This window comes from Isoptericola cucumis, from assembly GCF_014635665.1.
Lineage (GTDB): Bacteria > Actinomycetota > Actinomycetes > Actinomycetales > Cellulomonadaceae > Isoptericola > Isoptericola cucumis.
In genome coordinates this window covers 123616-149107 of sequence record NZ_BMDG01000006.1, presented here as the reverse complement: position 1 = coordinate 149107, position 25492 = coordinate 123616, and the positions used below count along the sequence as shown (strand labels likewise).

The 25492-nt window shown below is 73.9% G+C and carries 26 protein-coding genes; 12 read left to right on the top strand and 14 right to left on the bottom strand.

Features of this window, described 5'->3' with window-relative positions; translation table 11 throughout:
* Positions 1-165 precede the first annotated feature (165 nt).
* Positions 166-891, bottom strand: coding sequence for an SDR family oxidoreductase (locus tag IEW03_RS10440; protein ID WP_188523621.1), 726 nt, complete (start codon positions 889-891; stop codon positions 166-168).
* Positions 892-1012: 121 nt separating this feature from the next.
* Here IEW03_RS10440 and IEW03_RS10435 point away from each other — a divergent pair, with 121 nt between their 5' ends.
* Together IEW03_RS10435 and IEW03_RS10430 are read left to right on the top strand one after the other, a co-directional pair.
* Positions 1013-1423 carry a MerR family transcriptional regulator gene (locus IEW03_RS10435; RefSeq protein ID WP_188523620.1) on the top strand — a complete coding sequence of 137 codons (411 nt, stop codon included), beginning with the start codon at positions 1013-1015 and terminating at the stop codon, positions 1421-1423.
* A gap of 149 nt (positions 1424-1572) precedes the next feature.
* Complete coding sequence (locus IEW03_RS10430; RefSeq protein ID WP_188523619.1) at positions 1573-2082, top strand: hypothetical protein; 510 nt, start codon at positions 1573-1575, stop codon at positions 2080-2082.
* A gap of 32 nt (positions 2083-2114) precedes the next feature.
* Here the strand turns inward: IEW03_RS10430 and IEW03_RS10425 are convergent, their stop codons facing one another.
* A complete protein-coding gene (locus IEW03_RS10425; protein WP_229737911.1) occupies positions 2115-2807 on the bottom strand; it encodes a hypothetical protein in 693 nt (230 codons plus the stop codon).
* On the bottom strand, positions 2804-3487 hold the full coding sequence (locus IEW03_RS10420; protein ID WP_188523618.1) for a hypothetical protein: 684 nt from the start codon (positions 3485-3487) through the stop codon (positions 2804-2806). The genes IEW03_RS10425 and IEW03_RS10420 overlap by 4 nt, the downstream gene beginning before the upstream one ends.
* A 132-nt stretch (positions 3488-3619) precedes the next feature.
* On the opposite strand from IEW03_RS10420, the gene IEW03_RS10415 reads away from it, so the two are divergent.
* On the top strand, positions 3620-4291 hold the full coding sequence (locus tag IEW03_RS10415; RefSeq protein ID WP_188523617.1) for a TetR/AcrR family transcriptional regulator: 672 nt from the start codon (positions 3620-3622) through the stop codon (positions 4289-4291).
* 76 nt (positions 4292-4367) lie between these two features.
* On the opposite strand, the gene ychF is transcribed toward IEW03_RS10415, so the two are convergent.
* The 6 genes from ychF to IEW03_RS10390 all read right to left on the bottom strand — a co-directional run bounded on the left by ychF (position 4368) and on the right by IEW03_RS10390 (position 9951).
* On the bottom strand, positions 4368-5453 hold the full coding sequence (gene ychF / locus IEW03_RS10410) for a redox-regulated ATPase YchF (RefSeq protein WP_188523616.1): 1086 nt from the start codon (positions 5451-5453) through the stop codon (positions 4368-4370).
* A 36-nt stretch (positions 5454-5489) separates the two neighbouring features.
* Entirely contained in the window at positions 5490-6338 is an 849-nt protein-coding gene (locus IEW03_RS10405; protein ID WP_188523615.1) for a DinB family protein, read from the bottom strand.
* Positions 6339-6411: 73 nt separating this feature from the next.
* The gene (locus tag IEW03_RS10400) at positions 6412-7452 is read right to left on the bottom strand and encodes a GNAT family N-acetyltransferase (protein WP_188523614.1); all 1041 of its coding nucleotides are present in this window, start codon (positions 7450-7452) and stop codon (positions 6412-6414) included.
* Positions 7453-7550: 98 nt separating this feature from the next.
* Complete coding sequence (locus IEW03_RS20400) at positions 7551-8201, bottom strand: hypothetical protein (RefSeq protein ID WP_229737910.1); 651 nt, start codon at positions 8199-8201, stop codon at positions 7551-7553.
* On the bottom strand, positions 8180-9151 hold the full coding sequence (locus IEW03_RS20395) for a hypothetical protein (protein WP_229737909.1): 972 nt from the start codon (positions 9149-9151) through the stop codon (positions 8180-8182). Before IEW03_RS20395 ends, IEW03_RS20400 begins: the two co-directional genes overlap by 22 nt.
* Positions 9121-9951, bottom strand: a complete 831-nt coding sequence (locus IEW03_RS10390) for an ABC transporter ATP-binding protein (RefSeq protein ID WP_188523613.1) — start codon at positions 9949-9951, stop codon at positions 9121-9123. The genes IEW03_RS20395 and IEW03_RS10390 overlap by 31 nt, the downstream gene beginning before the upstream one ends.
* 182 nt (positions 9952-10133) lie before the next feature.
* Between IEW03_RS10390 and IEW03_RS10385 the strand changes: the two genes are divergently transcribed.
* Positions 10134-11699 carry a DNA recombination protein RmuC gene (locus IEW03_RS10385; RefSeq protein ID WP_188523612.1) on the top strand — a complete coding sequence of 522 codons (1566 nt, stop codon included), beginning with the start codon at positions 10134-10136 and terminating at the stop codon, positions 11697-11699.
* Between the two features lie 14 nt (positions 11700-11713).
* On the opposite strand, the gene IEW03_RS10380 is transcribed toward IEW03_RS10385, so the two are convergent.
* Positions 11714-12715, bottom strand: coding sequence for a 4-hydroxy-3-methylbut-2-enyl diphosphate reductase (locus IEW03_RS10380; RefSeq protein ID WP_188523611.1), 1002 nt, complete (start codon positions 12713-12715; stop codon positions 11714-11716).
* A 134-nt stretch (positions 12716-12849) separates the two neighbouring features.
* Between IEW03_RS10380 and xseA the strand changes: the two genes are divergently transcribed.
* Together xseA and IEW03_RS10370 are read left to right on the top strand one after the other, a co-directional pair.
* Entirely contained in the window at positions 12850-14118 is a 1269-nt protein-coding gene (xseA, locus tag IEW03_RS10375; RefSeq protein ID WP_371870618.1) for an exodeoxyribonuclease VII large subunit, read from the top strand.
* Positions 14119-14182: 64 nt separating this feature from the next.
* A complete protein-coding gene (locus tag IEW03_RS10370; RefSeq protein WP_188523609.1) occupies positions 14183-15325 on the top strand; it encodes an epoxide hydrolase family protein in 1143 nt (380 codons plus the stop codon).
* A 9-nt stretch (positions 15326-15334) separates the two neighbouring features.
* Here the strand turns inward: IEW03_RS10370 and IEW03_RS10365 are convergent, their stop codons facing one another.
* Positions 15335-16954: an ATP-binding cassette domain-containing protein gene (locus IEW03_RS10365; RefSeq protein ID WP_188523608.1), complete on the bottom strand. Its 1620-nt coding sequence runs from the start codon at positions 16952-16954 to the stop codon at positions 15335-15337.
* A gap of 90 nt (positions 16955-17044) precedes the next feature.
* On the opposite strand from IEW03_RS10365, the gene IEW03_RS10360 reads away from it, so the two are divergent.
* The 3 genes from IEW03_RS10360 to IEW03_RS10350 are packed head-to-tail and all read left to right on the top strand — an operon-like array spanning position 17045 to position 18935.
* Positions 17045-17314 carry an exodeoxyribonuclease VII small subunit gene (locus IEW03_RS10360; RefSeq protein ID WP_188523607.1) on the top strand — a complete coding sequence of 90 codons (270 nt, stop codon included), beginning with the start codon at positions 17045-17047 and terminating at the stop codon, positions 17312-17314.
* Positions 17311-18279, top strand: coding sequence for a carbohydrate kinase family protein (locus tag IEW03_RS10355; RefSeq protein ID WP_188523606.1), 969 nt, complete (start codon positions 17311-17313; stop codon positions 18277-18279). Before IEW03_RS10360 ends, IEW03_RS10355 begins: the two co-directional genes overlap by 4 nt.
* Positions 18276-18935 (top strand): carbonic anhydrase, encoded by a 660-nt coding sequence (locus IEW03_RS10350; protein WP_188523605.1) that lies wholly within the window; start codon positions 18276-18278, stop codon positions 18933-18935. The genes IEW03_RS10355 and IEW03_RS10350 overlap by 4 nt, the downstream gene beginning before the upstream one ends.
* Before the next feature lie 11 nt (positions 18936-18946).
* On the opposite strand, the gene IEW03_RS10345 is transcribed toward IEW03_RS10350, so the two are convergent.
* Entirely contained in the window at positions 18947-19507 is a 561-nt protein-coding gene (locus IEW03_RS10345) for a DUF1697 domain-containing protein (protein WP_188523604.1), read from the bottom strand.
* A gap of 84 nt (positions 19508-19591) precedes the next feature.
* Here IEW03_RS10345 and IEW03_RS10340 point away from each other — a divergent pair, with 84 nt between their 5' ends.
* Entirely contained in the window at positions 19592-21043 is a 1452-nt protein-coding gene (locus IEW03_RS10340; RefSeq protein ID WP_188523603.1) for a class II fumarate hydratase, read from the top strand.
* Positions 21044-21250: 207 nt separating this feature from the next.
* On the opposite strand, the gene IEW03_RS20570 is transcribed toward IEW03_RS10340, so the two are convergent.
* The gene (locus tag IEW03_RS20570; protein ID WP_188523602.1) at positions 21251-21757 is read right to left on the bottom strand and encodes a MarR family winged helix-turn-helix transcriptional regulator; all 507 of its coding nucleotides are present in this window, start codon (positions 21755-21757) and stop codon (positions 21251-21253) included.
* Between the two features lie 70 nt (positions 21758-21827).
* On the opposite strand from IEW03_RS20570, the gene IEW03_RS10330 reads away from it, so the two are divergent.
* Positions 21828-23132, top strand: a complete 1305-nt coding sequence (locus IEW03_RS10330) for an FUSC family protein (protein ID WP_188523601.1) — start codon at positions 21828-21830, stop codon at positions 23130-23132.
* Between the two features lie 10 nt (positions 23133-23142).
* Here IEW03_RS10330 and phoH2 read toward each other — a convergent pair whose 3' ends face one another.
* Positions 23143-24504: an RNA 5'-3' helicase PhoH2 gene (gene phoH2, locus IEW03_RS10325; protein WP_188523600.1), complete on the bottom strand. Its 1362-nt coding sequence runs from the start codon at positions 24502-24504 to the stop codon at positions 23143-23145.
* Between the two features lie 320 nt (positions 24505-24824).
* Between phoH2 and IEW03_RS10320 the strand changes: the two genes are divergently transcribed.
* Positions 24825-25385, top strand: coding sequence for a DUF1697 domain-containing protein (locus IEW03_RS10320; RefSeq protein WP_188523599.1), 561 nt, complete (start codon positions 24825-24827; stop codon positions 25383-25385).
* Positions 25386-25492: the final 107 nt, after the last annotated feature.

Genomic DNA, 25492 nt, shown 5'->3' with positions numbered 1-25492 from the left:
TCGCGAGCCCGACGAGGGGCCGAGACGAGAAACCACGCGCCGAAGGCGAGCCGGCCGTGCCGCGGCCTCGCGGGAAGGCCCGGCGCGCCGAACGTCCACGGGACCCGGGGGCCCCGCATCAGAGGGAGCACTGCGGCGGGGTGGGAGAGGGAGCTCGCGCCCGGGTCAGCTCACGCCGAGCAGCTCCGCCATCCGCGCGTAGAGCTCGGCCGGGTCGCCCGCGAGCGACGCCTTCACCATCGCGGTCCAGTCGTCCACGATCACCTCGATCGACCCGTCGGCGAGGCCGTCCAGCGAGCGGCGCGGCACGTCGCGGGGGTCGATCTTGGGGCCGTCGTAGCCGGCCGAGATCTCCGTGTCGGCGGCGCCGAGGAGCACGCCCTGCACGAAGGTGCCCTGCGACGCCAGCTCCAGGCGCACGGCGTTGGTCATGTTCCACTCCGCCGCCTTGGCGGCGGCGTACGACCCGGTCCCCGGGCTGGCGAACCACGACAGCGCGGAGAGCACGTTGACGATCGCGCCGCCGTCGTTCCTCGCCAGGACGGGCGCGAGCTCGCGGATCACGTCGAGCGTGCCCCAGAAGTGCGTGTCCATCTCGCGGCGCACCTCGGCCAGGTCGCCCGTGACCAGGGACGCCCCCGTGGCGATGCCGGCGTTGTTCACGAGCAGGGTGACGTCGTGGGTTGTCGCCGCGGCCGCGACGACGGAGGCGTGGTCGGTGAGGTCCAGCCTCAGGGGCACCACCCGGTCGTCGACGAGGTCGATGGCCTCGGGGCGGCGGGCGGTGGCGTACACCTTGCGCGCACCACGCTCGAGCAGCTCGAGCACGAACTGGCGCCCGATGCCGCGGTTGGCCCCGGTGACGAGGGCGGTCTGTGCGGTGATGTCCATGGAAATCCTGGTCTCCTTGCGACGTGGCTCGACGACGCGGGTCCGGATCCGGGCCCGCGGCGGTTACGCTAAGACCTGACGTTGACGTCAAGGGCAAGTCACGAGCCACGAGGGGGCCGGGATGCGGATCGGCGAGGTTGCACGGCGCGCGGGCGTGAGCCCCAGGGCCCTGCGCTACTACGAGGAGCAGGGCCTGCTCACGTCGGAGCGCACGCCCAGCGGACAGCGCGAGTACGCGGAGGCGGCGGTCGAACGCGTCACGCTGATCCAGCAGTTCTTCACCGCCGGGCTGCCGAGCCGCACGATCCAGCAGGTGCTGCCGTGCGTCGACAGCGGCGAGGGGTCGCCGGAGGTGTTCGAGATGCTCGCCGCCGAGCGCGACCGCATCACAGCCGCCATGGCCGACCTCGCCGCCACGCGCGACGCGCTCGACCGCGTCATCCACAACGCGCGGCATCCGAGCCCCGAGCACTGCCCCGGCCTTCGCGACCCCGCCTGGTCGCCGTACGAGCCCTCCATGGCGACCACCTAGTCCCGCCCACGGCGACGAAGAATGCGAGAGCAGCAGTCCTGAGAAACTTCAGACCGAGCACCGAGACCGTCAAGGACTTCACCGTCGCGAGCTCGCACTACTGGCCCAGGATCGACAAGAGCCTCAACAACCTCTTCTTCGGCGCCATCATGTTCGGGACGGGCCTGTACCTGGCCCTCAACGACCTTCCCGAGACGTCGAGCTATCTCTCACAGATCGTCCTCAGCGGGACGCCGACGACCGTCGGCGGGGCCTGCATCGTCTTCGGCTGCTTCGGTATGGTCACGGCCCTCATCGGCATGGCACGCAAGGGTGAGGACGCGATCGACCTGAAGTTCTCGTCACGAGGGATCACCGTGCGCGGCGGCCACAAGATCCCCTGGGACGCCATCTCCCACGTCACCGGCATCCGGTACGACAACCGCGCGGCGATCCAGCTCATGTGGGACCGGGCCGACCTCAATCGCGCCTTCGTCATCCACCTCAAGGAGCCCGTGGACATCCCGCGGCTCACGACGAAGGACGGCGTGCCGCAGCTGAAGATCGACGTGCTCCGGTATCCCGCGGAGGACTACAGGCCGCTCTACGAGCGGACGGTCGCCGAGTTCGAGCGCCGACGCATCCCGGTCGACATGGTGCACAGGACGAAGGAGACCTAGCCGACTCCGAGCGGATCTGCTGCCGCTCGGGTTCACGCCGCTTCTGCGGCGACGCCCCCTCCTGGGTCCGGAAGGTGCGTGCGTGGCAGGAGACGGATGCCGTAGACGACCAGCCACCCGACCCACAGCAGCCACCCTGACAACCCGACCAGTCCGGCCGCGCCGTTGCCACCCATCACCACCGGCGTCAGGCAGGCCGAGACGATCTGGAGGACTGCACCGGTGAGACCGATGCGGGCATGGAACCTCCCGATCACTCCGCCGGCCCGACCTGCCAGCGAGAACCCGACCATGGCCAGGGCGAGGAATGTGCCGTTCAGGCCGAAGAGGGCCTCGTGGAGGTTCCAGAGAAGATCCGCGCCCTCGTGCTCCTCGGCACTCGACATCGCCAGTCGAACGCCGATCACGACGGTGAACGTGACGTTCTGCGCGACGACTCCTGCGAAACCCACGAGCCCCCAGGGGCGGCCCGCCGCACCGCGGACACGTGACAGCGCTCCTGCGGCGAACAGCGTCGAGAAGACCCACGCCAGCGGGATCGACGATCCCGCCCACAGCACCAGGGCGGAACCCTCGTAGAAGCTCACGGCCTCGCTGGCACCAGCGCCCGGAGTCGGCGCACCTGCCGGAACCAGGAGGCCGTTCAGCCCGGTGATGATCGCAGCAAAGGCGATGGCTGAAGCGCCGGAGAGGATCAGGAACGAACGATCCGTCATGCCGCTCATCGGTGCCGCTCGAGTCGAACCGGCTTCGCCAGCAGGGGCAGTGCCTGCATGTGGTGCGCCTTCAGGACCCTGCGGACGTGGGTGTGGAAACTGGGTCGGAGGAGCATTCCGAGCAAGAAGCTCCGGGCACCGCCGGGCACGCGGACATAGTTCACGAAGGCGTACGGAGCGGCCTCCTGGTCGTCGGGCTGCAGCAGGGTGGTGTTGTCGACGCCGAGCTTGTCCGGGAACCACCCTGCGACCTGATCGAACCCCGCCGACGCCGCATCTGGCCGTTGCGCCACGAAGTGATTGAACAGGAAGGTCGCATCGCCGGTCCGGTCGGTGTCGCCGATGCGTCGCGAGTTCCACGCCGACATCGTGAACGTCGGAGCGAGATCTCGTACCTCTGCAGCCTCTCGCGCGAGCGCCTGCGATTCCACCCTGAGCAGCATCAGGACGTCGTACCGGGGAGCGCCGGGCAGTGGTGGCATCACCTCGGTCTCGAAGACCGTCGCAGACATCGTCCCGGTACGCCTTTCCGCGCCCGCGGCGTACTCGCAGCAACGTGCGATCGTCAGCGCCCGCTCGTCGCTGCGCCGGACGAACGGCAGCCGCGCTGGAGGATCGACGGACCATCCGGCATACAGGAAGCGGTCTGCGCTCGGCTCGTCGAACGCGGGCCGAGCGGCGTCGCTCACTCCGGCAGGTGGCATCATCAGCTCCTCATGTACGAGAAGACGCAGCTCTGACGGCGCGCCCCGCGCACAAAACTAAGCGCCCGTTCTATTTTGTGTCAACGGCACCCACCCACCTGCAGAGGAGCCCCGCCCATGGACAGGACCGACGACGGCGCACCCGCTCGACGTCGACCGGGTCGCCCCCGCAAGGCTGAAGCCGGCGACACCAAGGAGGAGCTCACGCGGGCGGCGGTGCGGCTCTTCTCGCGGCACGGCTTCGAGGGCACGTCGATACGTGCGATTGCACGAGAGGTCGGATTGAGCGAGAGCGTGCTCTACGCGCACTTCGAGAACAAGCAGGCCATCTTCGACGCGGTCATCGCCCGCTACGGTCCGCAGGACTCGGCGCGAGCACTCGACGGGGTCGACCACGAGCTGGCGAACACCGATCCCCCGCAGTTCCTCACGCAGCTGGTCGGAGCCTTCCTCGACGACTGGGACCGCGAGGAGGCCCGAACGCTGATCAGCCTCGTGAGTCGTGACGGGCTCCTGCAGAGCGAGCCGCTTCGCGCGGCGCTGTCAGGCACCACCGACTACGCCACCAGGCTGTTCTCCGACTGGCTCGCTGAAGGATGGATCCCCGAGCACCTCGGCCCCGGTGACCGGCTGGCCTACTCGTTCACAGGGCCGATAGGCCTCGCTCGCGTGCTGCACCTGCACGCGGATGCGGGCCCCGCCGAGAGGTCCCAGGCTCGTGCCGACGTTCTTCGCCACGTCGATCTCTTCGCAGCGGCCGTCTTCCGGGACCACGGCAAGCGTCCGTGAAGGACTCACCCGCTGAGTTGGACGGGAGCTGTTCTGGCTCGACAGCCGCGCCGGCAACTCCTGCTCACCAGTACTTCTAGACGTTGAAGCGGAACTCCACGACGTCGCCGTCGGCCATGACGTAGTCCTTGCCCTCGACGCGCGCCTTGCCGGCGGCGCGGGCGGCCTGCACGGACCCGGCCTCGACGAGGTCGTCGAACGAGATGACCTCCGCCTTGATGAAGCCGCGCTCGAAGTCGGTGTGGATGACGCCGGCGGCCTGCGGGGCGGTCCAGCCGGTGCGGATCGTCCAGGCGCGGGACTCCTTGGGGCCGGCGGTGAGGTACGTCTGCAGGCCGAGGGTGTGGAAGCCGACTCGGGCGAGCTGGTCGAGCCCCGCCTCCTCCTGCCCGGAGTCGGCGAGCATCTCGCGCGCGTCGTCCGGCTCGAGCTCGACCAGCTCGGCCTCGAACTTCGCGTCGAGGAAGACGGCGTCCGCGGGGGCGACGAGGTCGCGCAGCCGCTGCTGCATCCCGGTGTCGGCGAGCCCGGCGTCGTCCGTGTTGAAGACGTAGATGAACGGCTTGGCCGTGAGCAGCTGCAGCGACGCGATGTCGGCCAGGTCGAGACCCGCCGCCTTCGCGCCCTGGAAGAGGGTGGTGCCGGACTCGAGGATCTTCTCGGCGGTCTTCGCGGCCTCGAGGAGGGCGGCGTCGCCCTTCTTGATCTTGACCTCCTTCTCCATCCTCGGGAGCGCCTTCTCGAGGGTCTGGAGGTCGGCCAGGACGAGCTCGGTCGAGATCGTCTCGATGTCGCCCTCGGCGTCCACCGACCCCTCGACCCGGACGACGTCGCCGTCGTCGAACACGCGCGTGACCTGGCAGATCGCGTCGGCCTCGCGGATGTTGGCGAGGAACTTGTTGCCCAGGCCCTCGCCCTCGGACGCGCCCTTGACGATGCCCGCGATGTCGACGAACGACACCGTCGCCGGCAGCGTGCGCTCCGAGGAGAAGATCTCCGCGAGCTTGTCCAGGCGAGGGTCCGGCAGCGGGACCACGCCCACGTTGGGCTCGATGGTCGCGAACGGGTAGTTCGCCGCGAGCACCTGGTTGCGGGTCAGGGCGTTGAAGAGCGTGGACTTGCCGACGTTGGGCAGGCCGACGATGCCGATGGTGAGTGCCACGTGGCGAGAGTCTACGTGGCGGGGCCCGGTGCCGGGCTACGGAGCGGTCGGCGCACCGGGCGACGACGCCCCCGCGTCGGCGCCGCGGGCCGCGAGCGTGTCCAGGTCGCGCACGACGAACTGCAGGTGCGCCCAGTGCTCCCGGGCGACGACGCCGAGGCACCGGTGCACCGGGAACACCAGCCCGTCGGGCGCCCACGGCGGGAGGCGGGGGGCGTCCACGGTGACGTCGGTGCCGGCCAGGTCGTCGTAGAGCGCGTACACCTGCGCGATGCGGTCGGCGTGCACGGCGCAGACCTCCTCCAGGGACGGCGCCGCGGCCAGGTCGATTCCGTGGCGCCACACCTCGGGCTCGTACTCGGTGAACGGCAGCCCGGCGCACCAGAACGCGTCGTCGATCCCCCGCAGGCCGTACCGGATCCACCCGTCCATCGCGAGCACCAGGTGCCGCAGCGTCTGCGCCGTCGACCACTCGCCGTCGACCGAGACGTCGACGGCCGACATCGCGGCGGCGCGCTCGAGGTGGGCGTCCCAGGCGCGCAGCGCCCCGTCCAGGGAGGCGCGCTGCTCGGCGAGATCCTGCGAACGCGCCTGCTCCCGGCCCGGGAACCGCCGGTTCAGCTCCGCCTCGACGAGCGGCACGACGTCGACGCCGTTGACACGCAGCCCCGTGATCTCGCCGTCGATGTCCGCGCCCGTGAGATCGACGCCGCGCATCACCGCCCCCGGCATGAAGCTCTGGTCGAACCGCACGCCGTCGAGCCGGACGAGGCGGAAGGTGGCGCCCGTCAGGTCGGCCTCGGCGAACCGAGCGCCGCGCAGCTCGTCGTCCGGCCCGAACCGGGCCGCGTCACGTGTGGTCTCCCCCGAGGGCTCCGTCGACATGGCACGACCGTACGGCCGGGCACCGACAGCCCGCCCGCCGGCGCGGCCGCCGCCCCGAGCCGGAGCCCGCTGGTCAGAGCTCGATGTCGCGGTGCCAGGACTCCGTCCGGTACTTCGTGCGCCAGCCCCACTTCTCGTACAGGGCGGCGGCCCCCGTCGGGCTGTCGGCGTCGACCTCCAGCCCCACCCGGTCGCGGCCGCGGGCTGCCGCGTCGGCGACGACGGCGAGCAGCAGCGCCGTGGCGACCCCACGGCCGCGGGCCCGGCGGTCGGCGCCCAGGTACTCGATGTAGCTGCCCTCCTTGCCCGAGGCCCCCGACGGCAGCGCGGAGGCGACGAGCGCGCCCATGGGCTCGCCGAGGTCCTGCGGGTCGTCGGGGTCGGCCACCCGCGCCAGCCACCAGTGGTCCCAGCGGTGGCCGGGCTCGCTGCGCAGCCGCACGACGAACTCGCCGAAGCTCTCCCGGTAGGAGTTGAAGTGGTCCTCGAACGCGGACTCCAGCACGCGGTGCACCGTCTGCAGGTCCTCGGCCAGCGGCAGGCCGTCGTCGTGCGTCGCGACCGGCCGCACCGTCACCCCCGGGCGCGGGGCGGGCAGGACGCCCGGCTCGGCCTCCTCGGGGCGGACGGGCCGGCTCATCTGCAACCAGGAGCGCGCGTGCGCGAACCCCGCGGCCGCGAGCCACCCGCGCTGCACGTCGTCGCCGGCGTAGGCGCCCACGTCGAGCTGGGTGCTCGTCACGCCACGCTGCGCCGCGAGCTCGCGGCCCTGCGCCTCGCCCCACCCGAGGCACCACGCCGCGAGCTCGTCCGGGACGGGCGCCTTCCGGTCCACGTCGAGGCCGAGGACGACGCGACCGGCCGCGCGGTCGTGCGCGGACGCCCAGGCCCGCACGACGCCGTCGCCGTCCCGGACGACCACCTGGCGCCGCGTCCACGACACGGGACCCGCCACCTGGGCGGCGACGGCGTCGGCGTCCACGTCCCGCGAGCCCGTCCACGGGACGGCGAGTGCGCCGCGCAGCTCGCACAGGCGCGGGACGTCGGCGATGTCGGGGGTGGCGGCCTGCCAGCCGGCAGGCAGGGCCGGGTGCTGGTGGTTCTCGGAGTTCACCGGCCCATTATCCCCGACGGGCTTGGCGCTCCCATGACCGTGCACGCGGCACCGTCCCAGCACCGTCTCGGCCCCGTCTCAGCACCGTCCGGGAATCGTCACCGGAAGGCCATGACCTGCTGGAGCAGCTCGGGGCGCCGCCGGTCGAGCAGGCGCGCACCCCAGCGCACCCCGACGACCAGCACGACCGCCCCGACGGCGGTGCCCACCCCGAGCGTCGCCCACCCGAGCGCCGGCGCGGGCGCGAGGATCGCGAACAGGCCGAGCGCGAGCGCCGGGATGCTCAGCGCCAGCACGATCGCCATCGTCACGAGCTGCGCGACCATCGTCGCCACCGTGGCGCCCTGAGGCGACTTGAAGGGGCTCTCGCCCGGCTTGGGCACCGGGTACACGAGCCGCGCCGACACGGCGCTCGAGATGCCGAGCGACGTCGCCAGCGTCCCGCAGGAGATGCCCAGCATCGCCGGCAGCGCGTCCCACCGGTCCGCCACCGCACAGCCCACCAGCGCGAACGCGACGGTGAGCGGCAGCCCGGCCACCAGCACGGGGAGCACCCGCCCCCAGCGGTCGGCACGCCCGGGCACCCCGGTCGCGACGTGCAGCGCGAACGCGGTGCTGTCGTACCCGACGTCGTTCGAGATACCGAAGCCGAGCAGCCAGGCCACCAGGGGCGCGACGACGAGCAGCAGGCCGCCGCCCGCGCCGCTGGTCAGGCCGACGGCCAGCATCACCAGGGGCAGCAGCGGCACGATCGCGATCGACGCCGCGTACCGCGGGTCGCGCACCCAATAGGTGGCGCAGCGCGCCGCGACGGCGCCGGTGGGCGTCGCCGGGAGCCGGGCGAACCACCCGAGCCCCTTGCCCGCGCCCGCGGCGCGGTGCCGCCCCGCGGGGTGACGAGGGCGCGTGCCAGCGACCGGTCCCACACCCACCAGGCCAGCGCGAGCGTCGCCAGCGACACGGCGAGCCGGGCCGCCAGCAGCCCCCACGCCCCGTCGTGCACGGCGGAGCCGAGCGCCCACGGCGCGCCGAACGGCGTCCAGGCGACGACGGCGGACAGCGGCGCAAGAGCCTCGCCGACGGCGTCGGCGCCCGACCCCTCCACCGTCACCTCCACGCCGTCGGCCAGCCAGCCGATCGCCGGCCCGACCAGCACCAGCGGGACCACCGCGACGATCATCAGCACCTCGCGGTACCGCCGCGAGTCGAGCAGCGGCGCGAGCGCGGTCGTCGTCGCGCGCGAACCCACGACGCACAGCGCCGCGGCGAGCACCGCACCGACCAGCGCCGCCACCAGGGCGGCCGGCTCGCGCCACCAGGCGAACGAGACGCCGAGCGCGCCGAGCAGCGTGACCGCGCCCGGGACGGAGACGACCCCGGCGGCCGCGAGCCCCGCGAGCAGCTGGCGGCGCGGGATCGCGAACGTCACGAACCGTTGCGGGTCCAGGGTCGCGTCGAGGCCGAAGGCGAACAGCGGCACCACCCACCACGCGAGGACGACGAGGGCGCCGACGACGACGAGCACCTGACCCGTCACCGCGGCGTCGACGGTGCCGCCGGCGACCGCCCCCACCACCGCGAGCGCCAGGACACCGAGCCCGTACACCGACGCGACGACCAGGCCGATCGTCTGCCACACGCTCCGGCGGAACGTGTTGGCCAGGAGGGTCAGCTTGAGGCGGACGAGCTGCGCAACCACGACAGTCCCTCCGACTCACGACGGCCCCCGACCAGGTCCACGAAGCGGTCCTCCAGCGTCTGGCCGCCGCGGACGGCGTCCACCGTCCCCGCGGCCAGCACGTGCCCGCCCGCGATGATCGCGACGTGCGAGCACATGCGCTGCACCAGGTCCATGACGTGGCTGGAGACCACCACGGTGCCGCCGTCGGCGACGTAGGCGCTGAGGATGTCGCGGATGTTGGCGGCGCTGACCGGGTCGACCGCCTCGAACGGCTCGTCCAGCACGAGCACGCGGGGGGCGTGGATCATGGCCGCCGCGAGCGCGACCTTCTTGGTCATGCCGGCGGAGTAGTCGACGACGAAGGTGTCGCGGTCCCCCGTGAGGTCCATCGCCTGCAGCAGGTCCTCGGTGCGCTCCGCCACCGTCGTACGGTCGAGGCCGCGCAGCAGGCCCGCGTACGTGAGCAGCTGGGCCCCGGTGAGGCGGTCGAAGAGCCGCACGCCGTCCGGCAGCACGCCGAGCGTGGCCTTCGCCCGGTCGGGCTCGGCCCACAGGTCGGTGCCGTGCACCTGCACCACGCCGAAGTCCGGCCGCAGCAGGCCGGTGGCCATCGACAGGGACGTCGTCTTGCCGGCGCCGTTGGGGCCGACGAGGCCGAAGAACGAGCCCGACGGCACGTCGAGGTCGACGCCGGCGACCGCGATCTTCTGCCCGAACCGCTTCCAGAGGCCGCGCAGGCTCAGCGCGGCGGACGGGTCGGGCGGCGGTGGGGTCGCCGGCGCCTGCGGGGCCGGCGGCGGCACGGTGGGATCGGTCACCGGGCCAGCCTACTGAGGGTCCGGCTGCCCCGTCGGCCCGGCGGAGTGCGACGCGGGGGCCGTCGTGCCTGGTCAACGGGGCGTCCGCGGGGGCCGCGCCCAGGTGCGTGCGCGGGGTGTCGTCGCGACTCGCCGCGCCGGCCGGGCCCGCCGTGTCGGTGCGCCGTGGCAGCGTGTGCCCCATGACGACGACCACGGCACTGCTCCTGACGCTCGGCGCCCTCGTGGTGGGGGCGCTGGTGGGCTGGCTCTGGCACGCGAACCGCGTGACGCGCGCCGGGCGGTCGGAGGAGATGGAGCAGGTGCGCCTGCACGCCGACGTCGAGGCGACCCGGCGCGAGGCAGCGAGCCTGCGCGCCCAGCTCGAGGAGGCGCGGGCCGCCGCCGAGCGGCGGCTCGCCGAGGTCCGCACGGAGACCCAGGAGCGCCTGGCGGAGGCGCGGGCGCAGGCGGAGCGCCAGCTCGCCCAGGTCCGCGCCGACGCCGAACGCCAGGTCCTCGAGGCCAAGGGCGACGAGGAGACGGCCGCCCAGCGCTTCCAGTCCGTCGCGGGCAAGGTGCTGCAGTCCAGCAACCAGCAGTTCCTCGAGCTGGCCGAGCAGCGGCTCAAGGCCAGCACCGTGAAGAACGACGAGACGCTCGCCCAGCGCGAGCAGGCGATCCGGGCGCTGGTCGACCCGCTCGGCAAGAGCCTGGAGAAGGTCCGCGAGGAGGTCGCCGCGGCCGAGAAGGCCCGCGCCGAGGGGTCGTCCGCCATCGGCGAGCACCTGCGCCAGCTCACGCAGGTCAACGCGGAGCTGCGGCAGGGCACCAGCGACCTCGTCACGGCGCTGCGCTCGTCGCAGACGCGCGGTGCGTGGGGCGAGCTGCAGCTGCAGCGCGTCGTGGAGGCCGCCGGGATGATGGAGCGCGTCGACTTCGACGTGCAGGTGCAGGCCACGAACGACGACGGCGAGGTCCTGCGCCCGGACATGGTGATCAACCTGGCCGGCGGCAAGAACGTCGTCGTGGACGCCAAGGTCGCCTTCCTCGGCTACCTGGAGGCGCAGCAGGCCGACGACCCCGCCGTCCGCGAGCGCCGCATGGACGCCCACGTGCGCCACGTGCGCAAGCACGTCGACGATCTCGCGTCGAAGCGGTACTGGGACCTCTTCGACCACGCCCCGGAGTTCGTGGTCATGTTCGTTCCCGCGGAGGCGTTCCTCGCCGCGGCGCTCGAGCGCGACCCGTCGCTCATGGAGGAGGCGGCCCGCAAGAACGTCCTGCTCGCGAGCCCCGCGACGATGCTGGCCCTGCTGCGCACCGTGGCGTTCGCGTGGCGCCAGCAGGCGCTCGCCGACAACGCGCAGGAGGTGCTCAAGGTCGGCAAGCAGCTGCACTCACGGATCGTCACGATGACCGGCCACATCACCAAGATGGGCCGCTCGCTGGAGAGCTCGACGAAGGCCTACAACTCGATGGTCGGGTCGCTGGAGCGCAACGTGCTCGTGTCGGCGCGCCGCATGGTCGAGCTCGACGTCGTCGACGCGAAGGACGAGATCGACGAGGTCAAGGGCCTGCAGGAGGTGCCCCGCCCCATCACCCGCCCCGAGCTGCTCGCCGCCGAGGAGGGCGCGGTGGTGGCCCTGGGCGAGGTCACGGCCGACGAACGGGCCGACGTCGACTCCCTGGTGGACGCCGACCGCCGCGCCATGGAGCGCGCGACGGACGAGCAGCCCGGCGACGCCCGGGGCACGGCGGCGGGCTGAGCCGCCCCGCCTCGTCAGGCGGGCTGGACCGGGAGCTGGCGGGCGTTGCGCGGCGGGCGGAGCTCGCGCGGCAGGGAGAACACGAGGTCCTCGGTCGCCGTGCGCACCTCTTCGGCCTCGCCGTACCCGCGGTCGGCCAGCTGACGCAGCACGTCGTCGACGAGCACCTCGGGCACCGACGCGCCGGACGTCACGCCGACGGTGGCGACGCCGTCGAACCAGGAGTCCTCGAGCTCGGCGGCACGGTCCACCCGGTAGGAGCTGCGCGCCCCGGCGTCCAGGGCCACCTCGACCAGTCGCACGGAGTTCGACGAGTTCGCCGAGCCCACCACGATGACGAGGTCGCACTCCGGGGCGAGCTTCTTGACGGCCACCTGCCGGTTCTGGGTGGCGTAGCAGATGTCGTCGCTCGGCGGGTCGGCCAGCTTCGGGAACCGCTCGCGCAGCCGTCGCACGGTCTCCATCGTCTCGTCCACGGACAGCGTGGTCTGCGACAGCCAGACGACGTTGTCGGGGTCGGGCACCTCGACCCGGTCCGCCTCCTCGGGCGAGTTCACGACGATCGTGTGTTCCGGGGCCTCGCCGGCGGTGCCCTCGACCTCTTCGTGGCCGTCGTGGCCGATCAGCAGGATCGTCCGATCCGCCTTCGCGAATCGCACGGCCTCCTTGTGCACCTTGGTGACGAGGGGGCAGGTGGCGTCGATCGTGTCGAGGTTGCGGGCGGCGGCGGACTCGCGGACCGCGGGGGACACGCCGTGGGCGGAGAAGACGAGGCGGGCACCTTCGGGCACCTCGTCCGTCTCCTCGACGAAGATCGCGCCCCGGTCGCGCAGCGTCTCGACGACGTGCTTGTTGTGCACGATCTCCTTGCGCACGTACACCGGTGCGCCGTACGTCTCCAGGGCCTTCTCGACCGCGACGACGGCGCGGTCGACCCCCGCGCAGTAGCCGCGGGGGGCGGCGAGCAGCACACGCTTGGTCGTCGGGCTCGAGGGGGCCGGGGCGGTCGTAGTCACCCGGCCAGTCTAGGTGGGCCGATGTGGACGGTCTGTGACGGCCGTCCCCCTCGACGGTGACGCGGCGGTGACCGCCGAGGACCGCCTGTGCGGGGCCGTCGGTGGGGTGCGGCATGCTGGGGCGGGTGACCGACCTGCACGACGAGCGCACCACCGGCGCCCCGACCGGACCGCAGCCGCTGCCCGCCCTGGCGCGCGACACCACCGCCGAGCGGCCCTGGCCGGTGCGCCTGCTGTCGGAGAAGATCCGCGACTACGTCGCGAAGATGTCCATGGTCTGGGTCGAGGGCCAGGTCGTCGAGCACACCTACCGGGGCCGCGCCGGGATGCAGTTCGTCACGCTGCGGGACGCCGACGTCGAGGCGTCGCTGCCCGTGCACATGCTCACCCGCGCCTACGACGGCCTGCACCACAAGCCCGAGGTGGGCGACCACGTCGTCGTCCAGGCGAAGCCGGAGTTCTGGGTCAAGTCCGGCCGCATGTCGCTGCGCGCCACGGCGCTGCGCCAGGTCGGGATCGGCGAGCTGCTCGCGCGGATCGACCAGCTGCGGCGCGTCCTGGCCGCGGAGGGTCTCTTCGACGCCGACCGCAAGCGGCCGCTGCCCTTCCTGCCCGCCGTCGTGGGGCTCGTGTGCGGCCGGGAGTCGAAGGCGGAGCACGACGTGGTCGTCAACGCCCGGGCCCGCTGGCCGCAGGTGCGGTTCGAGATCCGCGAGGTCGCGGTGCAGGGCATGAACGCGGTGCGCGAGGTCAGCGCGGCGATCGCGGAGCTCGACGCGCGCCGCGACGTCGAGGTCGTCGTCGTCGCCCGGGGTGGCGGCTCGGTGGAAGACCTGCTGCCGTTCAGCAACGAGGCCCTGGTGCGGGTGGCCGCGGCCTGCACGACGCCGCTCGTCAGCGCCATCGGCCACGAGACCGACGCCCCGCTGCTGGACCTGGTGGCCGACTACCGCGCGTCCACCCCCACCGACGCCGCCAAGCGCGTCGTGCCGGACGTCGCGGAGGAGCGCGCCCGGGCCGCCCAGGCGCGGCAGCGGATGCGGGCGGCGCTCGTCGCCCGCCTCGACCGGGAGCAGCACCGGCTCGACGCCCTGCGGTCACGGCCCGTGCTCGCGAACCCGCAGACCACCGTCGACACGCGCGAGCGCGAGGTCGGCCAGCACGTGCGGCACGCGCGGCACCTGCTCGACGCCGCGTTGCTGCGCGCGGCCGGGGAGGTCGGGCGGCTCGCCGCCCAGGTCCGGACGCTCTCCCCCGCGTCGACGCTCGAGCGCGGGTACGCCGTCGTGCAGCGCGGTGACGGTCACGTCGTCCGCTCCCCCGACGACGTCGCGGCCGGCGACCCCCTGCACGTCCGGCTCGCCGACGGCGCGCTCCACGCCGAGGTCACCGCCACCTCCTGACCCGCCGCGACCAATTCCGCAATCGCGGAAGCAACCCTTCCGCGATTGCGGGAAGAGTGAGGGCATGACGACGAACACCGCCCTCACGCCCTTCCGCATCGACGTCCCGCAGGCCGACGTCGACGACCTGCGCGACCGGCTCGCGCGCACGCGCTGGCCGCACCCCGTCCCCGGCCGCGACGACCGCTCCGACTTCTCCCGCGGCATCCCGCTGCCGTACCTGCGCGAGCTGGCCGACCACTGGCGCGACGGTTTCGACTGGCGCGCGCAGGAGGCGGCCCTCAACGCCCACGAGCAGGTCACGACCGTCGTCGACGGCCAGACCTTCCACGTGGTGCACGCGCGGTCCGCGAACCCCGATGCGGTCCCGCTGCTGCTGTGCCACGGGTGGCCCGGGTCGTTCGTCGAGTACCAGCGGCTCCTCCCGCTCCTGGCCGGCGACTTCCACGTCGTCGTCCCGTCGCCGCCCGGCTTCGGGTTCTCCACGCCCCTGTCGGGCACCGGCTGGGAGCTCGCCCGCACCACCGAGGCGTACGCCGAGATCATGACCCGGCTCGGCTACGAGCGGTTCGGCGCGCACGGCACGGACATCGGCGCGGGCATCGCCGGCCGGGTCGCCGCCCTCTACCCGCAGCGCGTGATCGGCACCCACGCGGGCAGCGACGGGCGCTCGCTCGGGATGGTCGGCGACCAGTTCCCGTTCCCCGAGGGCCTGACGGACGCCGAGGTCGCCGAGATCGAACGGATCCGGTCGCTCGACGCGGCGGAGCGCGGCTACTACGAGATGCAGAACCACCGCCCCGACACGATCGGCCCGGCCCTCACCGACTCGCCCGTCGGGCAGCTGGCCTGGATCGCCGAGAAGTTCCAGACCTGGACGAACCCCGCGCACGCGACGCCGGACGCGGCGGTCGACCGCGACCAGCTGCTCACCAACGTGTCCCTGTACTGGTTCACCCGCAGCGGCGCGTCGAGCGCGCAGTTCTACTACGAGGCCTCGCACTCGGGGCTCGACTGGCTCGCGGCGTCCGACGTGCCGTCGGCGTGGTCCGTGTTCGACACCCACCCGCTCATGGCGAAGTCGTTCAACGCCTGGGGCGCGATCGACCAGTGGGTCGAGCACGCCGAGGGTGGCCACTTCCCCGCGATGGAGGAGCCGGAGCTGCTCGCCGCCGACCTGCGCGCGTTCTTCGCCGGCCGCGCCTGACGGTCGGCGTCAGCGCGCGCGGGCCACGCGGCCCTCGTCCCAGACCGGCTCGGGGGTCTCGCGGACCTCGCCGTCGGCGCCGAACACGAGGAACCGGTCGAAGCCGCGCGCGAACCACCGGTCGTGGGTGACGGCGAGGACCGTGCCCTCGAACGCCTCCAGGCCGGTCTGCAGGGCCTCCGCGCTCTCGAGGTCGAGGTTGTCCGTGGGCTCGTCGAGCAGCAGCGCGGTGCAGCCCGACAGCTCGAGCAGCAGGATCTGGAACCGCGCCTGCTGCCCGCCGGAGAGGCGGTCGAACGGCCGGTCGGCCGCCACGGTGAGCTCGTACCGGCGCAGCGCGGACATCGCCGCCCCGCGGTCGCGGGCGTGGTCCTCCCACAGGATCTGCGTGAGGACCCGCCCGAACAGCTCCGGGTGGGCGTGCGTCTGCGCGAAGAAGCCCGGCACGACGCGTGCGCCGAGCCGCGCCCGGCCGGTGTGCTCAACATCGTCCCCCGCGAGCAGCCGCAGGAAGTGCGACTTGCCCGACCCGTTGGACCCGAGCACCGCGACGCGCTCGCCGAAGAAGACCTCGAGGTCGAACGGCCTCATCAGGCCGGTGAGCTCGAGGGACTCGCAGGTGATCGCCCGCAGCCCGGTGCGCCCGCCGCGCAGGCGCATGGTGAGGTCCTGCTCGCGCGGCGGCTCGGGCGGCGGGCCGGCCTCCTCGAACTTGCGCAGCCGGGTCTGGGCCGCGCGGTAGCGGGAGGCCATCACGTCGCTCATCGTGGCGGCGCGCTGCAGCTCGCGCACGAGCTTCTTGAGCTGTTCGTGCTTCTCGTCCCAGCGGCGGCGCAGCTCCTCGAACCGGGCGAACCGCTCGCGCCGCGCCTCGTGGAACGTGGCGAAGGACCCGCCGTGCACCCACGCGTCCGTACCGCTCGGCGCGATCTCGAGCGCGACGATCCGGTCGGCCGCGCGGGCCAGCAGCTCGCGGTCGTGCGAGACGAACAGCACCGTCTTGCGCGTGTCGCGCAGCTGCCCCTCGAGCCAGCGCTTGCCGGGCACGTCGAGGTAGTTGTCGGGCTCGTCGAGCAGCAGCACCTCGTCCGGCCCGCGCAGCAGCGCCTCGAGGACCAGCCGCTTCTGCTCGCCCCCGGACAGGGTGCGCACCTCGCGCCAGCGCGCCTGCTCGTAGGGGATGCCGAGCGCGGCGACCGTGCACACGTCCCACAGCGTCTCGGCCTCGTAGCCGCGCGCCTCCGCCCAGTCGGCGAGCGCCTGCGCGTACGCCATCTGCGCGGGCTCGTCGTCGACCTCCATGACCGCCAGCTCGGCGGCGTCCACGGCGCGGGCGGCGTCGCGCACCCGCGGCGGCGCGACGGCGACCAGCAGGTCGCGCACCGTGCTGGCGTCGCGCACCGAGCCGACGAACTGCGGCATGACGCCGAGGCCGCCGGTCACGGTCACCGCGCCCGCCTGCGTGGGCAGCTCGCCCGACAGCAGCCGCAGCAGCGTCGTCTTTCCCGCGCCGTTGGGGCCCACGAGGGCGGTGGCGCTGCCCTCGCCGACCCGGAACGAGACGTCGTCGAGCAGCGTGCGACCGTCCGGCAGCACGTGCTCCACGTGCGCCACCTCGAGATGCCCCATGACGCGCACGATCCACCAGGCGCCCGCCGGGGGGCAACACATTTCGGACGCCGGCCCCCGAAGTCCGCCCCATGATGTTGACTGTCCTGCGTGACCGACGAGACTCCCCCCGACACCCCTGCCGACGTCTCGACCCTGTCGTACGAGGCGGCCCGCGACGAGCTCGTGGACGTCGTCGGACGGCTCGAGGCGGGCGGCGAGCCGCTCGAGGCCTCGCTCGCCCTGTGGGAGCGCGGCGAAGCCCTGGCCGCCCGCTGCCAGGAGTGGCTCGACGGAGCGCGCGAGCGGCTCGCCGCCGCCCAGCGGACGACGTCCGCCGACGCCGCCTCCGATCAGGACGACGACGGGGAGGACGCATGAACGGCCACGTGCTCGCCGTCGGCGAGGCGCTCGTCGACGTCGTCCACCGCCCCGACGGCACCAGCGCGGAGCACCCGGGCGGCAGCCTCGCGAACGTCGCGCTCACGCTCGGCCGGCTCGGCCGGGACGTCCGGCTCGCGACCTGGCTCGGGGACGACGAGCGGGGCGCGACCGTCCGCGACTGGCTCGCGGAGTCCCGGGTCGGGCTCGTGGCGGGCAGCGACCGCGCCGCGCGCACCAGCGTCGCGCAGGCGACGCTCGACCCGACCGGCGCCGCGACCTACGAGTTCGACCTCGAGTGGCGGGTGCCCGACGGCGCGGCCGCCGTCCCGGAGACGCTCGCGGTGCACACCGGCTCGATCGCCGCCGTCCTCGCGCCCGGCGCGGCGGACGTGCGCCGGCTGGTGGAGTCCGCCCGCGCGACGTCGACGATCACGTACGACCCCAACGCCCGGCCCGCCCTCATGGGCGACCCGGTCGACGTCCGTCCGCAGGTCGAGGAGCTGGTCGCCCTGGCCGACGTGGTCAAGGTGAGCGACGAGGACCTGGCCTGGCTATCGCCCGGCACCGAGCCGCTGGAGGTCGCGCGCGCGTGGCAGCGCTCCGGTCCCGCGGTCGTCGTCGTGACCTTCGGGGGCTCCGGCGCGACGGCGGTCACCGCCGCCGGCGACGTCACGGTCGCCGCACCCCGCGTCGACGTCGTCGACACCGTCGGTGCCGGCGACTCCTTCATGGGCGCGCTGCTGGACTGGCTGTGGGGCGCCGAGCTGCTCGGCGCCGAGAAGCGCGCGGCGCTGCGCGGCATCGACCGGGCGGCGACCACCCGGATGCTCACCCGCGCCGTGGCGGTCGCCGCCGTCACGGTGTCCCGCGCCGGGGCGAACCCCCCGTGGCCGGCCGACCTCGTCGGCCCGGACCGGGTCCGCGTCGACGCCTCGTCCCCCCTCCGAGAGGAGCACGCATGACCACCACCCCGCCCGCTCCCGCAGCCCTCACGCCCGCCGAGGCCTGGGCCCGGCTGCGCGACGGCAACGGACGGTTCGTCCGGGACGAGCCCGCCCACCCGGACCAGGACGCGGTCCGGCGCCACGAGCTGCGCACCGTGCAGCACCCGCACACGGTGATCTTCGGCTGCTCCGACTCCCGCGTCGCGGCGGAGATCATCTTCGACCAGGGCCTGGGCGACGTGTTCGTCGTGCGGACCGCGGGGCACGTGGTGGACACCACGGTGCTCGGCTCCATCGAGTACGGCACGGAGGTGCTCAGCACCCCCCTCGTGGTCGTGCTCGGGCACGACTCCTGCGGCGCCGTCGCGGCGACGGCCCACACGCTCGCCACGGGCGAGCAGCCGCCGGGCTTCGTGCGCGCCGTGGTGGACAAGGTCATCCCGTCGGTCGCGGAGCTCACGAGCCGCGGGCTCACGCACCCGATCGACCCCGACGTGCTGCGCACGGAGCACGTCAAGCACACGGTGGCGCTCCTGCGCGGCTACTCCGCGGCGATCGCCGCGGCCGTCGACGCGGGCCGCCTCGCCGTCGTCGGCGTCGTCTACGACCTGAACGACGGCAGCGCTCGGCTCGTGGCCGTCGACGGCGACGTCGGGGAGCAGCCGGTCGCCTGACCGCCGCCCCGTCAGGCGCGGGCGGCGGACGCCAGCAGCCGCTGCACGGTGCCGAGCGTGCGCGTCGTGGCGACGCCGCCGGTGAACCGCTCGACCGCGGCGTTGGGGTCGCCGCCCGCACCCGGGCCGCCGCGCACGACGCCGAGCACGACCCCGGGCCGCACGGCCACCAGGTCGAGCAGGTCGCGGGGGTCCGTCCACGGCAGCTCCACGGGCAGCGGCTGCCCGCCGTCCACGAGCGTCACGGTCTCGCGGTAGGTGCGCTCGTCGCGGGTGAGCGCGAACGGGTCGCCGTCGAGGGCCGCGGCGACGTCGTCGAGGGACCGCACGAACCCGGTGCCGGCGTACCCCGCCCGGTCGGCGAGCAGCGGGGCCGCGGCGGCGACCACGGCGCCGGCGTCCGCGTGCGTCCCCTCGCCGCCGAGGTCGAGCAGGACGGTGCCGTTGGTCTGGAACGACCGCACGGCCGCGGCGCCGCCGTCGCGGAGCGACTGCTCGAGCACCGCCCGCACGGGGCTGCCGCGGTGCCCCAGGTTCATGTTGCGGTAGAAGACCGCGTGGGTGAACGTCACCCGGTCATCGTCCCGTGCGGCACCGACAGCCGGCGTGACCCGGCTCACGACGGGCCGACCGCCAGGGTGCGGCACGATAGAGGCATGACTTCCGACACCGTCGTCCCCGGCACCGGCGCGTCTGCATCGACACCGGAGCCCGAGACCGAGTACCGCATCGAGCACGACACGATGGGCGAGGTGCGCGTCCCCGCGCACGCCCTCTACCGCGCGCAGACGCAGCGCGCCGTGGAGAACTTCCCCATCTCCGGCACCCCGCTCGAGCGCGGGCACATCGAGGCGCTCGCGCGGGTGAAGAAGGCCGCCGCCCGCGCGAACGCGGAGCTCGGCGTGCTGGACCAGGACGTCGCCGACGCCATCGTCGCCGCGGCCGACGAGGTGGCCACGGGCCGCCACGACGGGCACTTCCCGATCGACGTGTTCCAGACCGGCTCGGGCACGTCCTCGAACATGAACACCAACGAGGTGCTGGCCACGCTCGCGTCGACCACCCTGGGCCGGGCCGTGCACCCGAACGACCACGTGAACGCGTCGCAGTCGTCGAACGACGTGTTCCCGACCTCCGTGCACGTGGCGGCGACCGCCGGCGTCGTGCGGGACCTGGTCCCCGCGCTCGGCCACCTGGCCGAGGCGCTGGAGGCGAAGGCCGCCGAGTTCGCGACCGTCGTGAAGTCGGGCCGCACGCACCTCATGGACGCCACCCCCGTCACGCTGGGCCAGGAGTTCGGCGGGTACGCCGCGGCGGTGCGCTACGGCGTCGAGCGCCTCGAGGCGGCGCTGCCCCGCGCCGCCGAGGTCCCGCTGGGCGGCACGGCCGTCGGCACCGGCATCAACACCCCGGCCGGGTTCCCGCAGCGCGTCATCGAGCTGCTGCGCGAGGACACCGGGCTGCCGCTGACCGAGGCGCGCGACCACTTCGAGGCGCAGTCGGCACGCGACGGCCTCGTGGAGCTCTCGGGTGCGCTGCGCACCATCGCCGTGTCGATCACCAAGATCTGCAACGACCTGCGCTGGATGGGCTCGGGCCCGAACACCGGCCTGGGCGAGATCGCCATCCCCGACCTGCAGCCGGGCAGCTCGATCATGCCGGGCAAGGTCAACCCCGTGATCCCCGAGGCGGTGCTCATGGTCGCGGCGCGCGTCGTGGGCAACGACGCCACCGTCGCCTGGGCGGGCGCGACCGGGTCCTTCGAGCTCAACGTGCAGATCCCCGTGATCGCGCAGGGCGTCCTGGAGTCGGTCCGGCTGCTGGCGAACGCGTCGCGAGTGCTGGCGGACAAGACGGTCTCGGGCATCACGGCGAACGTGGACAAGGCGCGTGCGTACGCCGAGTCGTCGCCGTCGATCGTCACGCCGCTCAACCGGGTGATCGGCTACGAGTCGGCCGCCAAGGTCGCCAAGAAGGCCGTGGCCGAGGGGCTCACCGTCCGCGAGGCGGTCGTGGCGCTCGGCTTCGTCGAGCGCGGCGAGGTCACCGAGGCCCAGCTGGACGAGGCCCTGGACGTGCTGTCGATGACGACGCCGCCGCAGGCCTGACGACTCCTGCCGTCGTGGGCGTGATCTCGAGGGCTGTTCGGTAGCGAACGGTCCTCGGGGTCACGCCCACGGCTGTCAGCCCGCGGACAGATGTTTGGTAAGCCTTACCTCACCTGCTACTGTCGGCGGCACGCGGGAGGCGCGCCGCCGAGCTTGCGGGGCTGGGGGGTTCCAGCGGCCGGCGCGCCTCCCCCGCACCCGGGCCGCTCAGACGTCCCGGCCCGCTCCGTAGTCGGCCGGGTCGAGACGTCGCAGGACGACGGCGAGCAGCCTCCCGAGCTCGGCCCGCTCGGCCTCGGACAGGTCGGCGAGCACCGCCCGCTCGTGCTCGACCTGGCGAGGGAACAGCTCGTCGGCGAGCGCCTCCCCTCCCGGGGTGAGCGCCACGACGACGCCGCGCCGGTCGCGTTCCAGGACCGTGCGCTCGACCAGGCCCGCCTGCTCCAGCCGCGCGAGCCGCTTGGTCATCGAGGCGCCCGGCGCCCCCGTCATCGTCGTGACCTCCCCCGCCCGCAGCGGCCGCCCGGCGCGCCGCAGGGCGGTGAGCACGTCGAGCTCGCCGCGCGAGATGCCGTGCGCGGCCAGGTCGCCGGCGATCTGGTCCTCGAGCAGGCCGGCGATGCGACGCACGCGCGCCCCGACCTCGGCCGGCGACGTGTCGACCTCGGGGAGCCGGTGGGCCCACTGCTCCCGGACCCGATCGATGTAGTCCATCGGCCCAGGATAGGGGAGGTTCCTCACACTAGTTCCAGAATGTTTTACCAAGGAACTATCCTGGCCCACGATGCCTTCGCCCCCCTCCCCCGTGCTCGCCACCGCCCGTCAGGTCGCGGACCCCCACCACGTGCGCGCCGCCCTGCGCGTCACCACCACCGACGCGACCGTCGCCGCCGCCCTGCGCTGCGGCGCCGCGGTCGGCCTCACGCTCGCGGCCAGCGCCGCCGCCGGCCGCACCGACCTCGCCGGGTTCGCCGCCCTCGGCGCCCTCGCGTCGCTCTACGGCCGCTACGACCCCTACCGCCGGCGTGCCGCGGTCCTCGCCGGGGCCGGCGGGCTGCTGGTCGTCGCGTTCGTGCTCACGGCGGCCCTCACCGCGGCCGGCGCCCCGCTGGCGGTGGCCCTCGGTGCGGTCGCGCTCCTGTCCGGCACGGCCACCGTGCTCTGCGTCCTCGTGCGCACCGGCCCGCCCGGCGCGACGATCGTGGTCTTCGCCGCCGCGGGCGGGATCGCCGGCCCCGTCGGCTGGCACGACGTCCTCGAGCGCGGCCTCGCCGGCGCGGCCGGCGCCGCGATCGCCTGGTCCGTGTGCATGAGCGGCTACCTCGTGCGCCCCAGCGCACCGGCACGCCTCGCGGTGCGCCGGGCCGCGGACGCCCTCCGCCGGGCCGACGACGTCCGCGCGGCGTCCGACGGCGACCCGGCCGCCGCCGACGCCGTCGAGGCGGCGTACCGCGCGGTCGCGCACGCCCGGACCGTGCTGGCCGACGACCTCTCGCACCGGCGCACCCGCGACACCGCCCTCGTGCTCACGGCCGAGCTGGCCGTCGTCGCCGGGCCCGCGGACGCCCTCCCGGCGCGCCGGAACCTGCGCGACACGGCCCGGGCGACCTGGCCGTCGGCGGGCTGGCGCCTCACCGGCGTGCGCGTCGTCCTCGCCGGCCTCGCGTCGGGCGCCGTGGCCCTGGTGGCCGGGTTCGGGCACCCGGCGTGGGCCCAGATGGGCTCGACCGCGACCCTGCAGGGCACCACCACGCACCACGCGGTGGTGCGCGCCCTGCAGCGCGGCGCGGGCACCGCCCTCGGCGCCCTGGTCGCCTGGCCCCTGCTGAGCGCCCACCTGTCGTTCGCGGCCACCGCCGTGGTCGTCGTCGGGCTCCAGGTCGTCACCGAGGTGGTGGTCGGGCGCCACTACGGGCTCGCGATGCTCACCATCACGCCGATGGCCCTGCTCATGACCTCCCTGGGCGGAGCCGGCGACCCGTCCGGCATGGCGCTCTCGCGCGCGCTGGACACCGTGCTCGGCGCGGCGCTCGGCGTCCTCGCCGTCGTGGTGGTCCACCCGCGCCGCGCCGGCCGGGCCGCCGGCTGAGCCCCGACGGTCAGATCTCCAGCGACTCCAGCATCTCGGTGACGAGCGCGGCCACCGGCGACCGCTCGGACCGCGTCAGCGTGACGTGCGCGAACAGCGGGTGGCCCTTCATCGCCTCGATCACGGCCGCGACGCCGTCGTGCCGCCCCACGCGCAGGTTGTCGCGCTGCGCGACGTCGTGGGTGAGCACCACCCGCGACTCCTGCCCGATCCGCGAGAGCACCGTGAGCAGCACGTTGCGCTCCAGGGACTGGGCCTCGTCGACGATGACGAAGGCGTCGTGCAGCGAGCGGCCGCGGATGTGCGTGAGCGGCAGCACCTCCAGCATCTCCCGGTCGATCACCTCGTCCAGGACGTCCGGCGACACGAGCGCGCCGAGCGTGTCGTAGACCGCCTGCGCCCACGGGTTCATCTTCTCGGACTCGGACCCGGGCAGGTAGCCCAGCTCCTGCCCGCCGACGGCGTACAGCGGCCGGAACACGATGACCTTGCGGTGCTCACGACGCTCCAGCACGGCCTCCAGCCCGGCGCACAGCGCGAGCGCGGACTTGCCGGTGCCGGCCCGGCCGCCGAGCGAGACGATCCCGACCTCGGGGTCGAGCAGCAGGTCGATCGCGATCCGCTGCTCCGCGGAGCGGCCGTGCACGCCGAAGACGTCCTGGTCCCCGCGCACGAGCCGCAGCTTCTTGTCCGCGGTGACGCGGCCGAGCGCCGAGCCGCGCGGCGAGTGGACCACCACCCCGGTGTGGCACAGCAGGGGCGACGCCGCCTCGAGGACGTCCGGTTCGAGGGAGGCGAGCTCGAGCTCGCCCACCTCGTACAGGCCGCTCATCTGCTCGTCCGCGACGTCCACCTCGCGCATGCCCGTCCAGCCGGAGTCGACGGCGAGCTCGTGGCGGAACTCCTCCGCGCGCAGCCCGACGGCCGAGGCCTTCACCCGCATGGGGAGGTCCTTGGACACCACGGTGACGTCCCGGCCCTCGGCCGCCAGGTTGGCCGCGACCGACAGGATCCGCGTGTCGTTGTCCCCCAGCCGGAAGCCCGCGGGGAGCACCTGCGGGTCGGTGTGGTTGAGCTCGACCCGCAACGTCCCGCCGTCGTCACCGACCGGCAGCGGCGCGTCGAGCCGACCGTGCCGGACGCGCAGGTCGTCCAGCATCCGCAGCGCGCTGCGCGCGAAGTAGCCCAGCTCGGCGTGGTGCCGCTTGGCCTCCAGCTCGGTGACGACGACCACCGGCAGGACGACGTCGTGCTCCGCGAAGCGGTAGATCGCCCGCGGGTCGGACAGCAGCACCGACGTGTCGACCACGAAGGTCCGGCAGGCGGTGCGCGGCTCGGGGGTTCCTGGGGGGTTGGTGGCGTTCTGGACCACGGCGCACTCCCATGCTCGTGGGTGGGCGGGCGGCCGGCCCAGGGCGCTGCGGACGCAGAGCCGGTGCCGGCCCTCCTGTCCGGAGCGTGAACCCCATCGGCTGGCCTCCCGGTGGACGGCTGGTTGCCGTCCATGGCGCCAAACTACGACGCTGTGATTCGCGCCACCACCCCCGCCGCGGCGGGTCGCGAGATGTCATCCGTCGTTCATACGGCCGTCGCCCGCACGACGTCGGCGGGCACCTCGCGCCACCACCCGGGACGACCCGGCGTTGACCAGCGGATGTGCCTCGGGGGCCCCGAGAGGGGCAGCATGGGGGCATGGCCGCCACCACCTATGTCGTCCTGCTCCGCGGGGTCAACCTCGGTCCGCACCGTCGCGTGACCGCTGCCGAGCTGCGCCAGGCCGCCGCCGACGCCGGGCTCGACGACGCGCGCACGCACGCGAACAGCGGCAACCTCGTCGCCGTGGCCCCGGAACGTGCCACGGACGTCGCCGACCGCGTCTCGGACGCGCTCGAGCACGTCACCGGTACCCGCGTGCAGGCCGTCGCGCTCTCGTTGAACCGCCTCGTCGACGTCGTGGCCGCCAACCCGTTCCGCGCCGCCGCCCGCACCGATCCCTCGCGCCTGCAGGTGCACGTCGGCGCGGAACGCGTGGACGAGGTCGGCATCGCCCGCCTCGACCTGGGCAACCGCGGGCGCGAGCTGTTCGCCGTCGCCGCCGGCGTGCTCTTCGTGCACTACGTGGACGGCATCGGCCGCTCGAGGGTGACCACCGACGCCACCGACCGGGCCGCCGGCACCTGGACGACGGCCCGCAACTGGAACACCGTCACGCGGCTGCTGACGATGGCGCGCCAGAGCGCCACGGTGCCCTGACGCGGGCGGACGGCCCGACGACCACGCCCCGGCGCCTTGTAGGCTGGCCCGCGGTGAGCCGGGAAGTCTGGTCGGCGACGCCGGCTGCGACGCCGGCTGCGTCCCTG